Source organism: Synechococcus sp. RS9916, from assembly GCF_000153825.1.
GTDB lineage: Bacteria > Cyanobacteriota > Cyanobacteriia > PCC-6307 > Cyanobiaceae > Synechococcus_C.
Genome location: NZ_DS022299.1, coordinates 254,358 through 268,444 on the forward strand (window position 1 = coordinate 254,358; position 14,087 = coordinate 268,444).

Annotated in this window: 15 protein-coding genes; 12 read left to right on the forward strand and 3 right to left on the reverse strand. The window is 60.0% G+C overall.

Translation table 11 applies throughout. From position 1 onward, the window contains the following. The first annotated feature begins 7 nt into the window (after positions 1-7). The 9 genes from RS9916_RS01575 to cbbX all read left to right on the forward strand — a co-directional run bounded on the left by RS9916_RS01575 (position 8) and on the right by cbbX (position 8,818). Positions 8-1,798: a carboxysome shell carbonic anhydrase gene (locus RS9916_RS01575; RefSeq protein WP_038023036.1), complete on the forward strand. Its 1,791-nt coding sequence runs from the start codon at positions 8-10 to the stop codon at positions 1,796-1,798. 2 nt (positions 1,799-1,800) lie between these two features. Next, the gene (locus RS9916_RS01580; protein WP_007097422.1) at positions 1,801-2,133 is read left to right on the forward strand and encodes a carboxysome peptide A; all 333 of its coding nucleotides are present in this window, start codon (positions 1,801-1,803) and stop codon (positions 2,131-2,133) included. Further along, positions 2,133-2,384, forward strand: a complete 252-nt coding sequence (locus RS9916_RS01585; protein WP_007097423.1) for a carboxysome peptide B — start codon at positions 2,133-2,135, stop codon at positions 2,382-2,384. The genes RS9916_RS01580 and RS9916_RS01585 overlap by 1 nt, the downstream gene beginning before the upstream one ends. A 43-nt stretch (positions 2,385-2,427) precedes the next feature. Next, a complete protein-coding gene (locus tag RS9916_RS15330; protein ID WP_038023039.1) occupies positions 2,428-3,042 on the forward strand; it encodes a BMC domain-containing protein in 615 nt (204 codons plus the stop codon). A gap of 76 nt (positions 3,043-3,118) precedes the next feature. Beyond that, entirely contained in the window at positions 3,119-4,999 is a 1,881-nt protein-coding gene (locus tag RS9916_RS01595; RefSeq protein ID WP_007097426.1) for an NAD(P)H-quinone oxidoreductase subunit F, read from the forward strand. 6 nt (positions 5,000-5,005) lie between these two features. After that, positions 5,006-6,514 (forward strand): NADH-quinone oxidoreductase subunit M, encoded by a 1,509-nt coding sequence (locus RS9916_RS01600; protein WP_007097427.1) that lies wholly within the window; start codon positions 5,006-5,008, stop codon positions 6,512-6,514. Next, complete coding sequence (locus RS9916_RS01605) at positions 6,511-7,647, forward strand: CO2 hydration protein (RefSeq protein ID WP_007097428.1); 1,137 nt, start codon at positions 6,511-6,513, stop codon at positions 7,645-7,647. Before RS9916_RS01600 ends, RS9916_RS01605 begins: the two co-directional genes overlap by 4 nt. Before the next feature lie 24 nt (positions 7,648-7,671). Further along, on the forward strand, positions 7,672-7,929 hold the full coding sequence (locus RS9916_RS01610; protein WP_007097429.1) for a 4a-hydroxytetrahydrobiopterin dehydratase: 258 nt from the start codon (positions 7,672-7,674) through the stop codon (positions 7,927-7,929). After that, a complete protein-coding gene (gene cbbX, locus RS9916_RS01615) occupies positions 7,913-8,818 on the forward strand; it encodes a CbbX protein (RefSeq protein ID WP_007097430.1) in 906 nt (301 codons plus the stop codon). The genes RS9916_RS01610 and cbbX overlap by 17 nt, the downstream gene beginning before the upstream one ends. Before the next feature lie 46 nt (positions 8,819-8,864). Here cbbX and RS9916_RS01620 read toward each other — a convergent pair whose 3' ends face one another. Next, the gene (locus RS9916_RS01620) at positions 8,865-9,056 is read right to left on the reverse strand and encodes a DUF3136 domain-containing protein (RefSeq protein WP_007097431.1); all 192 of its coding nucleotides are present in this window, start codon (positions 9,054-9,056) and stop codon (positions 8,865-8,867) included. Positions 9,057-9,117: 61 nt separating this feature from the next. Next, the gene (locus RS9916_RS01625; protein ID WP_038024003.1) at positions 9,118-9,516 is read right to left on the reverse strand and encodes a Rid family detoxifying hydrolase; all 399 of its coding nucleotides are present in this window, start codon (positions 9,514-9,516) and stop codon (positions 9,118-9,120) included. Between the two features lie 144 nt (positions 9,517-9,660). Between RS9916_RS01625 and RS9916_RS01630 the strand changes: the two genes are divergently transcribed. Beyond that, positions 9,661-10,746, forward strand: coding sequence for an ABC transporter ATP-binding protein (locus RS9916_RS01630; protein ID WP_007097433.1), 1,086 nt, complete (start codon positions 9,661-9,663; stop codon positions 10,744-10,746). 33 nt (positions 10,747-10,779) lie between these two features. Here the strand turns inward: RS9916_RS01630 and gloB are convergent, their stop codons facing one another. After that, on the reverse strand, positions 10,780-11,565 hold the full coding sequence (gene gloB / locus RS9916_RS01635) for a hydroxyacylglutathione hydrolase (protein ID WP_007097434.1): 786 nt from the start codon (positions 11,563-11,565) through the stop codon (positions 10,780-10,782). A gap of 29 nt (positions 11,566-11,594) precedes the next feature. On the opposite strand from gloB, the gene hisG reads away from it, so the two are divergent. Both hisG and RS9916_RS01645 read left to right on the forward strand, forming a co-directional pair. Then, entirely contained in the window at positions 11,595-12,248 is a 654-nt protein-coding gene (gene hisG / locus RS9916_RS01640) for an ATP phosphoribosyltransferase (RefSeq protein WP_007097435.1), read from the forward strand. Continuing rightward, entirely contained in the window at positions 12,248-14,065 is a 1,818-nt protein-coding gene (locus tag RS9916_RS01645; RefSeq protein WP_007097436.1) for an ABC transporter ATP-binding protein, read from the forward strand. The genes hisG and RS9916_RS01645 overlap by 1 nt, the downstream gene beginning before the upstream one ends. The last annotated feature ends 22 nt before the right edge of the window (positions 14,066-14,087 follow it).

A 14,087-nucleotide genomic window follows, 5' to 3' on the forward strand; every position in this document is an offset into this window, starting at 1 on the left:
TCGAGGGATGGTTCGCTCCCAATCGTCTCGGAGCGGGCGCCCCATGGCCCCTACAGCTCCCACCCGTCGACAGCTGCAACAAGCCAGCACGATCGCCGTCTTGGGCGAAGCCTCATCCTCATCCGATCAGGCTTCAACCCAGGCAGTCACCAGCTCCACGCGAAGCGCTGCGCTTGAGCGGCGTAAAGCACTGACGACGTCCGGCAAAGCCGCAGTTCTCAATGGTGGAACTGTGAGTGGTGGTCGGATCCGCACGGGTCGGGACACGCGACGTCCTGTGGCGCAGCAACCCAACTGGGTGCGGCGTAAGAAAGACGCTGGCAAGTCGGAGCCTTCGTGTTCACCCAAGTCTCGTTTTCGCTCCGCCACTGCTTCTCAGCGTGGTGTTCTCGGTGCCCATCCCCTCACCAACCTTGAGGACAACGCCCGTCTTCAGGCCTATGAGCTGGAGGTGAAGGGCCGGTTTGAGCGGATTATTCCGCTTTTGCAGAACGTGTCTGCACTGCAGCACGACGCCGACTTCTTGGATCAGGCACAACGACTCGCCCGGGCTGAGTTGGGTTTTGATCTACCCGACCACATTCTTGAAAAATCCTGGGTGCGTCCATTGGACATGCGTGCCCTGTTCGCCTGGTGTGTGTTTCAGTCGCATCAGGCCTTCAGTGAGCGGTTCTTCCTGGATGATCCTCTTGAAGGCTCCTCGGGCAGTGCTCGTGCTGACGCATTCAATGCGTTCCTCCTGGAGTGCGGATTTCATCTGCTCGATGTGACGCCCTGTGCTGATGGGCGGCTGGCTCATTCGATTGCCTACGCCTTACGCATTCCCTTCAGTGCAGTACGCCGCCGCTCCCATGCGGGTGCTCTTTTTGATGTTGAAAACACCGTCAATCGTTGGGTCAAGACCGAACATCGTCGGTATCGCGAGAGTCTCCCCAATGAGGCCCATGCACCAACCCGTTATCTGAAAACGGTCACGTATCACTTCAGCTCCCTTGATCCCCACCATCAAGGGTGTGCAGCCCATGGCAGCAATGACGCTATCGCCGCCAGTGCTGGTCTCCAGAGACTCCACGACTTTCGTGAGGCCGTCGAAAACAGCTTCTGCTGTGGCGCGTCGGTGGATCTTCTTCTGATTGGCCTCGACACCGATACCGATGCGATTCGCGTGCACGTGCCCAGCCGTGATGGGGAGATTCAGCTCGATCACTGGCTCTGTGCCCAATCGCTTTACGAGAGCACAGCTCCCCTCACAGCAGCCCAGGCATCCGAGGCTGTGACGGCCGCTGTTCAAACCCACTGCTCCCAGGCACCGGAGCCCGGGATGGTGCGGTTCATCAGCCAGTTGTTGATTAACAACATCTCGCAGCAGGATTATGTGCGCTCTCTGCACCAGGGGCCTTACCCCGATGCGGGCCATGCTGAGCGTTTCATCGGCGTCGGCATCGGGTTCAAGGAAGTGCATTTGCGCAACCTCACCTACTTCGCCCATCTCGACACTGTTGAAGAAGGCGCCCCAGATCTCGACGTGGGTGTGAAGATCTTCAAGGGGCTCAATGTCTCGCGGGATCTGCCGATTCCTGTCGTTGTCCGTTTCGATTACTCCGGCAAAGTCCCGGGTGCTCGCGATCGCGCGATCGCCGACTGCCGCCGTGTTCAGGACGCAATCACCACGCGCTACCAAGACCTCGTTCGCGAAGGTCTTCTGCATCTGTTGCTCACGGTTCGCGACCGTGACCAGCCCATTCCTGCCGAAGCGGTAGGGTCCACCCTCGAGCCTGTTCAGCAGGAGGCCCACTGATCATGTTGATTGTCAAGGTCATCAAGCCTCTGGTCTCGACGAACCGGATCCCTGATTTCGAACACAAGCATCTTCAGGTGGTGCTGGATGGCAGCACCAAAAAAGTGGCTGTCGATGCAGTCGGTGCTAAGCCGGGCGACTGGGTCATCTGTGTGAGCAGTTCCGCTGCCCGTGAGGCCGCTGGGAGTAAGTCGTATCCCAGTGATCTCACCATCGTTGGGATCATCGACCATTGGGAGCCCGACCCGCCGAAACCCTCCTCCAGTGCAGCTCCATCGCCTGCTCCGAAGGCTTCCGGTGCTGCGCCTTCCGCTCCCAAGGGGACTGCCGGCTGATGGAGATCATGCAGGTGACTGGAACTCTTGTGTGCACCTTCCGGGTCGCCGGATTGGATCACATGCACCTGCGCCTTCTCAAGAACAACAAGGGCAAAACCCTTGTTGGCGTCGATCCCGTCGGGGCCCGTGAAGGCAACTGGGTGTTCACAGCCAGCGGTTCGGCTGCTCGTCATGCCTGCCCCGACAACACCGTCCTTACGGATCTCACCATCGGTGGGATTATCGACAACTGGACACCGGATGGATAGCTAGCGCTCCGTTCCCTTTCCGTCCTGTTCATCACCTCACGTCATGGCCACACCTACTCCCCGCCGTCGTTCCAGCGCTGCGTCGTCCTCGGCAGCTGCGAAAGCATCGGCCACCCCTGCTGCCTCGAAGGCAAAGCCAGCTGCCAGCACTGCTGCCCAGACCACCATTGATGTGACCCCCGTGACCGCCTCCACTTCCGCTGCATCGTCGACAGCCTCAGCGAGCTCCCGCACCACCACGACACGTCGCAGCACTGCGGCCCGCAGCACCACGCGTTCCACTGCAGCCCGTTCCGGTGGGAACAAAGGTGGAAGCGGTTCCACTACGGGTCGTGCGTCCAGTGCCTCCCCCTCTCGCTCGGTTCAGGGCATCGCTCTGGGCATGATCGAGACCCGAGGCGTGGTGCCTGCGATCGAAGCAGCTGATGCCATGACCAAGGCCGCTGAGGTCACCCTTGTCAGCCGCGAGTTTGTCGGCGGTGGTTACGTCACCGTGATGGTTCGGGGTGAGACCGGTGCTGTAAATGCTGCCGTCCGCGCCGGTGCTGACGCCTGTGAGCGCGTTGGTGATGGCCTGGTGGCTGCCCACATCATTGCCCGCCCCCATCAGGAAGTGGAGCCTGCCCTCACGGCTTCAGGTGCAACCCGCCGACTCTGAAGACCCTTGTCAGTCCCTGGCTGATCGGGTGAAAACTCCGTCAGTTCGGGATTCCGCGGTTTATATTCCGCACCCAATGCGGTGGTTCCGCAGCTGTTCTCGTCACCTCCTCTTGATTTCGGATCTGACCTTTGCTGAACAGACGTCCTGGTTGATCCCTTTGTACGGGTTCACCGGGATGGTGTTGGCGCTTCCCTGGGCAGCGGGCTGGTTTCGCCGTGATGCGCACCGCCCCGCCGCCTACCTCAATATTCTTCTCACCCTGCTGGCTTTCGTGCACGGAAGCTTGGTGCTGCAGGACGTGATGGCGCTTGGACCAGCGACGCTGCACTATCCGTGGCTCAGCGTGGTTGACCTGCAGCTCGACATCAGCTTCAGCCTGTCGCTTACCAATGTTGCGGCGCTCGAACTGATTACGGGTCTGAGTCTGGTGTCTCAGATCTATTCGCTCGGCTACATGGACAAGGAGTGGGCCCTTGCCCGCTTTTTCGCGCTACTTGGCTTCTTCGAGGGCGCCATGTCGGGCGTGGTGCTAAGCGACACCCTGTTCCAGAGCTATTTCCTCCTGGAGATGCTCACCCTGTCCACTTATTTGCTGGTGGGCTTCTGGTACGCACAGCCCTTGGTGATCACCGCGGCCAGGGATGCCTTTCTCACCAAGCGCGTTGGTGATGTGTTGCTTCTGATGGGTGTCGTCGCCCTGGCTGCCTACGCCGGGGTGATGGGATTTGATGATCTCTACGCCTGGGCCGCAGAAGACAAGCTTTCCCCCCTGGCCACAACCCTGATCGGTCTTGGTCTGATTGCAGGACCAATGGGGAAGTGTGCCCAATTCCCCATGCATCTCTGGCTCGATGAAGCCATGGAGGGGCCAAACCCTGCATCAATCCTGCGCAACTCCGTGGTGGTGACGTGCGGAGCCATCGTGCTCCTCAAGGTGATGCCTCTGCTGCAGCACGCCCCAGTCACGCTTGTTGTGCTGCAAGTGGTTGGTGCCATCAGTGCCATCGGTGGCTCCCTGGTTTCCATTGCCCAGGTCGATATCAAGAGGACTCTGTCGTATTCCACCACCGCCTATCTGGGTCTGGTGTTTATCGCCATTGCTCTGCAGGTGCCGGTCCTCGCGCTGTTGATCCTCTTCTCTCACGCCGTATCAAAGGCATTGCTGTCGATGAGCGTCGGCGGTGTGATCGCCGCCACCAATTGCCAGGACATCACCGAGCTCGGTGGTCTTGGTGGACGCATGCCTGCCACCACCACAGCCTTTCTGGTCGGGGGAGCAGGCTTGGTCGGTCTTGTTCCTCTTGGTGGCTTCCTCTGTCTGGCCCAATCAGTCGAATTGATTGGAGCGCGCTCCTCCGGATTGGTGGTCATCTTTTTGCTGACCAATGCCCTCACAGCCCTCAACCTTGCCCGCGTTTACCGCCACGTGTTCTTGGGGCAGCCCCTGCTGAAAACCCGCCGCGCTGTTGAAGTGAACTGGCAAATGGCCTTCCCGATGGTGGCGATGACCGTCATCGTGATTCTCACCCCCATTTTCCTGATTCGACTCGAGTCCCTTGAAGGGCTTCTCGCATTCCCTCTCTGGGCCGCTGGGCTTGTGGTGGGCAGTGGCTTGATCGGCGTGGTTGCAGGAACCCTGCTTCCCCTCAGCAAGGCCTGGTCCCGTTCGATCAATCCCGTCGTCCGTTGGTTGCAGGATCTGCTGGCCTTCGACTTCTACACCGAGCGCTTCTATCGCATCACCATCGTGAACGTGGTGGCCGGGTTCTCAAGACTCGCCTACGCCTTTGATCGCATTGTTGTGGATGGACTGCTCCATGGGATGGCTCGGTTCTCCCTCAGCAGTGCTCAGAGCCTCAAATTGAGCATCAGCGGTCGCAGTCAGACCTATGTGCTCACTGTGGTGGCCGCCATTCTTCTGTTCCTCAGCTCCTTGAGCTGGCTGCTGCGCTGATCACCGATGCTCCTCTCTCTTCTCCTCTTGATCCCGCTGCTGGGAGCATTGCTGATCACTCTGATCCCAGGTGATCGCACCAGTGCTTTTTTCCGCTCCTTCACGGCCGTGCTGCTGATCGCACAGTGCGTTGCCAGTGCGGCCCTCTTGATCCCCTTCAATCCGGCTGACTCAGGTCTTCAGTTGATTGAGCATTTTGCTTGGTTGCCGAGCATCGGTCTCGACTACGTCCTGGCTGTGGATGGTCTCTCCATGCCGCTGGTGCTGATGAATGGCGTGCTCTGCCTCGTTGCGGCTCTTGCATCCCGCAAGATTGAGAATCGCCCCAGGATTTATTTCGCGCTCCTACTGGTGATCAGTGGTGCTGTGAACGGTGCCTTTCTGGCCCAGAACCTCCTTCTCTTTTTCCTGTTCTACGAGCTGGAACTGATTCCCCTCTGGATGTTGATTGCCATCTGGGGAGGGACCAATCGGGCCTACGCCTCCACCAAGTTCCTGATCGTCACGGCTGTGTCGGGAATGCTGATCCTTGGAGCCTTCCTCGGCCTGGCGTTGCTGTCCGGCAGCGTTGATTTCAGCCTCAACCCCGTTCTCCCGGGTGCACTGCCGATCACAACCCAGTTGTTGCTGATGGGTGCTCTCCTGATCGGTTTCGGGATCAAGATCCCTCTCTTCCCTTTCCACACCTGGCTTCCTGATGCCCACACCGAGGCTTCAACTCCAGTCTCTGTGTTGTTGGCAGGGGTCCTTCTGAAGCTGGGCACCTATGGATTGCTTCGTTTCTGCCTTGGCCTTTTCCCTGAGGCGTGGCACCTGGCTGCGCCTTGGCTGGCTGGTTGGGCTGCGGTTTCGGTGCTCTATGGCTCTCTTGCCGCCATCGCCCAGACCGACATGAAAAAGATGGTGGCCTACAGCTCCGTTGGCCATATGGGTTACGTGCTTCTTGCCGCCGCCGCCGCCACACCGCTCGGTTTGATTGGAGCCCTCTTCCAGATGGTGAGTCATGGCTTGATTTCGGCCATCCTCTTCCTCGTGGTTGGGGTTGTGTATGAACGCACCGGGACGCGCGATCTGAATATCCTTCGGGGATTGCTCAACCCCCAGCGGGGACTTCCCCTCAGTGGCACGTTGATGATCATTGGCGTGATGGCCAGTGCGGGAATTCCCGGCATGGCTGGATTTATTTCTGAGTTTCTGATTTTCCGGGGCAGCCTTGGGCCGTTCCCCTTGGCCACCCTGTTGAGCATGGTGGGCTCCGGGCTGACAGCCGTGTATTTCTTGTTGCTGGTCAACCGCGCATTCTTTGGCCGCCTCGCGGTCGCCTCAGGTCAGGATCCAAATCCTCGTGTGCTCTCGCCCGTTCCGCTTGCCCAACAGATGCCCGCCATTCTTCTTTCACTTGGCATTCTTGTGCTCGGTCTTGTCCCACACCTGTTGGTGGGTCTGAGTGAAGCCACAACCACCGGCCTCAGCCAATTTGCCGTCACCACGATCTCCGGAGGTCTGTCCTCATGACTGTGATCCAGGCTCCCACCCCGACCGAGGCTCTCCCCGATCTTGATGAGTTAATGGCTCGGCTTCTATCCGACCGTCCGTTGTTGGATGACACGCCTGACCATCTGCTTCAGGTGGTGAATGTGCTTGAGAGTTACGGCCTGGTTCTTGATGCTTACAGCCGAAACCTGGTCTTTCAGGGGGAGACCCAGCTGTTGAAGCCCTTTCCAGTGATGCGTTTTTTCCATGAGGGCTTTTCGTTTGAGCGCCTCTGGCAACACCTGATGGGGGATCGCATCAACTTTGAATACGCTGAATACTGCCAAAAAGCGATGTTCTGGCATGCCACTGGTGGCATGGATGCTTACTTCGACACCGAGCCATTTTTAGAGGCCTGCCAGCGCATTATTCAGCTTCGTTGTCGCCGCGATCCTCTGATGGCGATGATCAATCGACTCTTCCCTTCATTTGCTCCGGAGTCGATTCGTTCGCTCACCACGATTTATGCCCTGGGTTTGTTCTGGCGGGTGATGAGCGATATCTTCATTGATCTGGCACGTCGCTACAAGATTGGTGAGGTGGCCTGCGTCAATGATGTGGTCCATCACATCCGAGACGGCCTGGTCACGGCTGCAGCGCACCCGATTGAATACAAAGTGACAGAGGGTGGAGAAGAAATCTGGATTCTCCCTCCCGAAGCCGGTCTCACCTTCCTGATGGATGTGGCCGTTCCCTATGTGGAAGCGGTGTTTTTCCGGGGAATGCCCTTCTTGGGCACTGTGTCCTACAACGCCCAGGCCCAGCAGATTGCTCCTGATATCAGCAGCTTTAAGTACGGGGCTCTTTATGCCGATCCGATTCCCAGCATGGGTGCTGGCATCCCCCCCAGCCTCTGCATGTCGGATATGTTCCGCAACCTCCCTGAGGAGTTGAGCCGTTGGTATGACAGCCATGGCCGCGGTCAGGTCGATGCCCATGTGCAGATCTGTGTGAGCTTTCAGAAGTCGATGTTCTGCGTCACCAACGCCGCCATTGCCGGCACCCTGCCGCATCCCCTCGACAGCACAGATCCCTCTGCCCAGCAAGCCAACCGCGATCATGCTCGCGCCTGGGGTGAGCGTCTGATGGGCTGCCGCCGTGTGGCGTTGCTCTAGGTTCAGCACAGTTCAGTCAGGGTTGTGGTGAAGCACGGTTGGGAGGAGCGCAATCGGCCGATTCGCCTGGAGCGCCGGTTCGAATTTGAGACGTATAGCGCCACCCGTGACTTCCTGGATCGCCTGGGCAGCTTCAGTGAAGACCAACAGCGGTTCCCCGACATCAGCTTCGGACGCACCTACGTCAACATCACCCTGCGCCCTCTCGATGAGAGTGAGGGGGCTCAACTTCAAGAGAATGACCACGCCTTCGCGGCGGGGGTGGATGGATTGCTCGATTGACCTGGCCTCCAGTTATGCCGATTCAGGCGTAGCTGAGGTGCTTGAACAGCTGGATCAGGATCTGGTGGGGCTGACGCCTGTCAAAACCAGAATTCGTGAGATTGCAGCCCTGTTGTTGGTCGAGCAGGCCCGCCGCTCGATGGATCTCACCAGTGCGGCCCCAGGGCTTCACATGTCGTTTACTGGACGGCCTGGAACAGGAAAAACAACTGTGGCGATGCGGATCTCCGAGATCCTTCATCGCCTTGGTTATCTGCGCAAGGGCCATGTGGTCACCGTGACTCGGGATGACCTTGTGGGGCAATACGTCGGCCATACCGCTCCCAAGACCCGAGAGATGATTAAGCGGGCCCAGGGTGGTGTGTTGTTTATCGATGAGGCTTATTACCTCCATAAGCCCGGTAATGAACGTGATTACGGGGCGGAGGCGATTGAAATCCTGCTTCAGGATATGGAGCGTCAGCGTTCCGAGTTTGTGGTGATTTTCGCTGGCTACAAAGATGAGATGGAGACTTTTTATCAGTCCAATCCGGGTTTGAAATCGCGCGTATCACACCACATCGACTTTCCTGATTACAGCAATGAAGAGTTGATGGAAATTGCCAAGATGCTTCTCAGGCAGCAGAACTATTGCTTTGATGACAATGCTGTTCGTGCATTCGCTGATTACATCGCAAGGCGTAGGCAGCTGCCCTTGTTTGCCAATGCTCGATCGATTCGCAATGCCATTGATCGGATGCGTTTGCGTCAGGCCAACCGGTTGTTTGCTCGCATGGGGCAGGCCCTTGATCGCGACGACTTAATCACCATTCAGGCGGCCGATATTCTCACCAGTCGGGTGTTTCTCGGTGAGGTGGAGGGGCAAGATCCAGCTCTACCGCTCACTTGACCAGGTCAACGCGCTCAATCCTTGGGGGATTCGAGATCCCGGCGAATCAGTGCCAGCAGATAGGAGGGCGCTTTGTATCGGCTTGGCAGGCAGCGGTTAAGGTTTCGAGATGCCCCCAGCAGACCGTCTTTTTGATGTCGTCCACGCTGCGCCCCTCTTTCAGCAGCCGTCTGAGGGCTTTGCAGTAGAGGGGATAACCCGCTTCGAGTTCACCGATGGTGAGTTTGGCCTGGGCCATGGAGTCTCGCAGCGCAACACTCAACCTATGCAATCGCTGGTCGACCCCGCTGTTTGACGGCTCAACCCAGATAGGCGACACAGTCGATTTCCACCTTGGCGCCAAGCGGCAGAGCAGCCACTTGCACACATGCGCGGGCGGGGCTCACACCCTCACCAAACATGCCCGCATACAAGGCATTGACCTTTTGGAAATCGTTGAGATCGGCAAGAAACACGGTGGTGCGCACCACCCTTGATGCATCCGCTCCTGCTTCCGTCAGAACGGCGTTGAGGTTTTTGAGCACCTGACGGGTTTCCGCCTCCACATCGCCGTCGCCAACCATGGTGCCGGTGGCGGGATCCAGAGGGATTTGACCAGAGCAATACAGCCAGTCACCCGCCTTCACCGCCTGGTTGTAAGGGCCCACGGGAGCAGGCGCCGCAGCGGTGGTGATCGCCTGGGTCGGTGAGGTCGACATGGTGGGGACGCACAATGGGTCTGCATCATCGCCTTCGGTGACCATGGCGGGGAGCCATTCGCTTTGACAGTGTCTGGAGACACGTCCATAGAAGCCCGGCCTGCTTCTGCGGACGAAGCCTCATCCGCGTCGGGTCAAGCACCGGTGGAGGTGCGGGGGCTTTGGCATCGCTATTCCTCTGCCAATGCGGACTGGACGCTGCAGGGCATTGACCTCACCCTGCAGCCCGGCGAGCTGGTCGGTTTGCTGGGTCCCTCGGGGTGCGGAAAAACCACGTTGTTGCGCCTGATTGCAGGTTTTGAGGTGCCCTCGCTGGGCGAGGTGCGGATGCATGGCCAGCCGGTGGCGTCGGCTCAGCGCTGGCTGCCCCCCGAGCGGCGCGGGGTGGGCATGGTGTTTCAGGACTACGCCCTGTTCCCCCATCTCACGGCCTGGGAGAACACCTGCTTTGGGTTGCGTCGCGGACAGGACACCAGTCGTGCCGCCTGGTTGTTGGAGCTGCTGGGTCTGGAGAGGCTCACCAAACGCTTCCCCCACGAGCTCTCGGGAGGGCAGCGCCAGCGCCTGGCCCTGGCGCGAGCCCTGGCTCCGGCTCCGGCTGTGGTGTTGCTGGATGAGCCTTTTTCAAACTTGGATGTGGAGGTGCGGCTGAGACTGCGCAGTGAGCTTCCTGCCGTCCTCAGTCGCTGTGGCACCTCGGGGGTGCTGGTGACCCATGACCCTGGCGAGGCTTTGGCGATCTGTGACCGTGTGGCGGTGATGAAGGACGGGATCCTTCATCAGTGCGCCTCGCCCCGCACCTTGGTGGAGTCGCCGGCCAGTTCGTTTGTGGGGCGCTTTGTGTTGCAGGGCAATCTCTTGCCGGTGCACCGCGAGCCTGACGGTCGCTGGCGATGTTTGCTGGGTGTGCTCGAGCGCAACGATGCTCAGTCTTTGGATCGCCACCCGGACGTTGCAGCTGACCAGGAGCAAACACCGGCCTTGCTGGTGGACCCGTCCGCCATCAGTCTGGAATTGGACCCTGAGGGGGACGCTTGCGTGATGGGGCGCGAATTTCTCGGTCGCGAGTGGCTTTATCGCGTGGAAGCAGCGGAGCAGCAGATGCGCTTGCTGCTCCCTCTGGCTCAGGACTATCGCCGCGGAACCCGCTGTCGGCTGCGGCTCAGGGCCGGGGAATCCGTGTTGCTGTATCCCCACCGCATCCCCTTGGTGGCCACTGCTGAGAGCTGAGACGACATTGCTTCGGCCAGGCACGGCGCGCAATCACCCGCGCCACTGGTCTTTATCAGCGCGCAGGCTTGCCAGCTTGTCTGGGGTCGAGGCTTGAAGAAACAGGTTGGTGGCCTGCTCAATCTTGATCGTGCTGGGCAGGCTGCTGGCCCCTTGTCGACGCAGGCCCTGTACTTGCTCAAGCCTCTCTTTGATCTGTTGATTGAGAGGAGCGCGTTGCATGGCCCAGCGCAGATTGGCCTCGGTGTATTCGTGGGCGCAATGCACCGTTGTGCTGTCGGGGAGAGAGCCAAGCCGCTGCAAGGCCCTGTGCATGTCTGTGGCTGTTCCTTCAAACAGACGCCCGCAGCCTGCGCTGAACAAGGTGTCACCGCAGAACAACGCCGCTGGTTCGCCAGCTCGGCCACCCTCTGGCACCAAGAAGGCGATATGCGCCCTGGTGTGGGCTGGCACATCGATCACCTCAAGCTCCTGACCGAGCAGGGGTAATCGGTCTCCGCCCCGCACGGACACGGTTTGAAAGGGGATCCGTTCCCGGTCTGCGGCCGCAGCAACCACCGCAGCGGCGGGCCACTGCGCCAGGAGTTCGGGCGTGCCGCCGATGTGATCGGCATGGTGGTGGGTCTGAAGCACCGCCTTCAGTTGCAGGTCGCGGTCTGTCAGCCAGCTGATCACAGGGCCCGCCACCGCAGGGTCCACCACCACAGCCTGGTTGCCTCGCACCCAGATCCAAATGATGTTGTCGTTGAGAACGGGCAGCTGATGAATGCCATCAGCCACCGTCTGGGGTGCAGGGGCGTTCGCCGGGGTCGGGGGCATCGTTAAAGTCCAGGTCGACGCATCAGTCCATGATCACCGTCGCTCTGGCCAAGGGGGCGCTGCTGAAAGAGTCAGTGGCGCGGTTTAACGCAGCCGGCCTCGATTTCTCCGCGGTCCTCGATCCCGACAACCGTCAGTTGATGGTGCCGTCGCGCTGCGGTCGGGCGCGAGCCTTATTGGTGCGCAACGGTGATGTGCCTGTCTATGTGGCTTATGGCCAGGCCCAGCTTGGGGTGGTTGGTTACGACGTGCTCAAGGAGCACCAGATGCCCGTGGCTCAGCTGGTGGATCTGAATTTCGGGGGCTGCCGTATGTCGGTGGCGGTGAAGGAAAGCAGTGGCTACCGCTGCGCCGCCGATCTTCCGCCCCATTGCCGGGTGGCGAGCAAATTCACCCGTTGCGCGCGTCAATACTTCGATGCCCTGGAGCTTCCGGTGGAACTGGTGCATCTCACCGGTTCGGTCGAGCTGGGCCCCATCACCGGCATCGCTGAGGCGATTGTGGATCTGGTGGCCACCGGTCGCACCCTGCGTGACAACGGCCTGATTGCCATTGAAGATCTGTTCCACACCACGGCTCGCCTTGTGGGGCATCCCCTCTCCATTCGTCTCGACAACGGAGAGCTTCGGGAGATCGTTGATGCGATGCGGGCTGCGACGCCGCAGCCGCTGGTGAATGCCTGATGGCGGGCTCTGATCTCAGGCGCGTTAAGAGGCTGGGCCGTTATCTCGGTCGCGATCGTCGCCGGCTCTCGCTCACCTTGGTGCTGCTGATCCCCGTGGCTCTGGCCGGAGCCATTCAGCCGTTGCTGGTGGGTCAGGCGATCGCCGTGCTCCGCCGGGTCGGTGGTGAGACCAAGGAATCGGTGCTTCCGCTGCTTCAGGGGCTTGAGACGCCTGTGGCCTTGCGCCTGATCGTGGCTGTGCTGTTGGTCTCAGTGCTTCTGCGTCTGGGGCTTCAGGGGGTGCAAACCTTCAATATTCAGGCGGTGGGCCAACGGCTCACGGCCCGCATTCGAGAAGACCTCTTCGCCCACGCGATCAATCTTTCGGTCCGCTTTCACGACCGCATGCCGGTGGGCAAGTTGCTCACCCGGCTGACGAGTGATGTGGATGCCCTTGCCGAGGTGTTTGGTAGTGGGGCTGTTGGTGTGTTGGGTGATCTGGTGAGTCTTGTGGTGATTGCGGTCACCATGCTGTTGGTGGAATGGCGACTGGGACTGCTGTTGCTGGCTGCTCAGATCCCAGTCACCTTTGTGATCCTCTGGCTCCAACGCCGCTATCGCAAAGCCAACTACCGGGTGAGGGAGGAACTCTCTCAGCTCAATGCGGATTTCCAGGAGAACCTGCAGGGTCTTGAGGTGGTGCAGATGTTCCGGCGTGAGGCCGTGAATGGCCAACGCTTCAACACCACCGGTTTGGCCTACCGCAGGGCTGTGAATGGCACGATTTTTTTCGACAGCAGCATTTCGGCCTTCATTGAATGGGTCGCTCTTGGGGCTGTTGCCCTGGTGTTGGCCTTGGGTGGATGGATGGTGACAGCAGGGGCGATGGGATTGGGCACCCTCACCACGTTCATCCTTTATTCCCAGCGTCTGTTCGATCCATTGCGCCAGCTGGCAGAGCGCTTCACCCAGATCCAAGGAGGACTTACCGCCGTTGAGCGCATTGGCGAGCTGCTCGAGGAGCCTCTCGAGATCGTCGACAACGCCGAGGCGGCCAAAGAGGGCACCATCCGCCAGCTCGCTTCCGCCCGAGCTCCCCGCGGTGAAGTGGTGTTCGAGAACGTGAGCTTTGCCTACCGCCCCGACGAACCGATCCTGCGCAATCTCAACTTCCGAATTGCAGCCGGAGAGCACGTGGCTCTGGTGGGACCCACCGGGTCGGGCAAGAGCACGGTGATTCGTCTGCTCTGCCGCCTGTATGAACCCCAGAAGGGTCGGATCCTGCTGGACGGTCGTGACATCCGCAGCCTGCCGATGCAGGAGTTGCGTCGCCAGCTGGGTGTCGTGCTCCAAGACACGTTCCTGTTTAGCGGCACCGTCGGTGACAACCTGCGTCTGGATGTCCCGATCGACGACGCCCGCCTTCGGAGCATCTGCCGCGACCTCGGTCTCGACCCGCTGTTGCAACGACTGCCCGATGGGCTGGACACCACCCTGAGGGAGCGGGGCGGCAACCTGTCTTCGGGGGAACGGCAGTTGTTGGCCGTGGCCAGGGTTGCGATCCGTAATCCCACGGTGTTGGTGATGGATGAAGCAACGGCCTTCATGGATCCCTCCACCGAAGCCACCCTGCAACGCGACCTGGATCGTCTGCTCGAAAAGCGCACAGCAGTGGTGATCGCCCACCGTTTGGCCACGGTGGAGGCGGCGGATCGAATTTTCGTGTTGCGGCGGGGGCAGTTGATTGAGCAGGGCACCCATCAGGAGCTCCGCGCCCTGGGAGGGCTCTATGCCGAATTGGCGGAATTGCAAGAACGGGGTCTCGCCAGGCTCTAGTTCGACGTTCTGAAGAGGCGCG

Bases quoted from the DNA above. Each gene is read 5' to 3' on its own strand.
- RS9916_RS01575 (WP_038023036.1), top strand. From the start codon at position 8: ATGGTTCGCTCCCAATCGTCTCGGAGCGGGCGCCCCATGGCCCCTACA.
- RS9916_RS01580 (WP_007097422.1), top strand. From the start codon at position 1,801: ATGTTGATTGTCAAGGTCATCAAGCCTCTGGTCTCGACGAACCGGATC.
- RS9916_RS01585 (WP_007097423.1), top strand. From the start codon at position 2,133: ATGGAGATCATGCAGGTGACTGGAACTCTTGTGTGCACCTTCCGGGTC.
- RS9916_RS15330 (WP_038023039.1), top strand. From the start codon at position 2,428: ATGGCCACACCTACTCCCCGCCGTCGTTCCAGCGCTGCGTCGTCCTCG.
- RS9916_RS01595 (WP_007097426.1), top strand. From the start codon at position 3,119: ATGCGGTGGTTCCGCAGCTGTTCTCGTCACCTCCTCTTGATTTCGGAT.
- RS9916_RS01600 (WP_007097427.1), top strand. From the start codon at position 5,006: ATGCTCCTCTCTCTTCTCCTCTTGATCCCGCTGCTGGGAGCATTGCTG.
- RS9916_RS01605 (WP_007097428.1), top strand. From the start codon at position 6,511: ATGACTGTGATCCAGGCTCCCACCCCGACCGAGGCTCTCCCCGATCTT.
- cbbX (WP_007097430.1), top strand. From the start codon at position 7,913: ATGGATTGCTCGATTGACCTGGCCTCCAGTTATGCCGATTCAGGCGTA.
- RS9916_RS01620 (WP_007097431.1), bottom strand. From the start codon at position 9,056: ATGGCCCAGGCCAAACTCACCATCGGTGAACTCGAAGCGGGTTATCCC.
- RS9916_RS01625 (WP_038024003.1), bottom strand. From the start codon at position 9,516: ATGTCGACCTCACCGACCCAGGCGATCACCACCGCTGCGGCGCCTGCT.
- gloB (WP_007097434.1), bottom strand. From the start codon at position 11,565: ATGCCCCCGACCCCGGCGAACGCCCCTGCACCCCAGACGGTGGCTGAT.
- hisG (WP_007097435.1), top strand. From the start codon at position 11,595: ATGATCACCGTCGCTCTGGCCAAGGGGGCGCTGCTGAAAGAGTCAGTG.
- RS9916_RS01645 (WP_007097436.1), top strand. From the start codon at position 12,248: ATGGCGGGCTCTGATCTCAGGCGCGTTAAGAGGCTGGGCCGTTATCTC.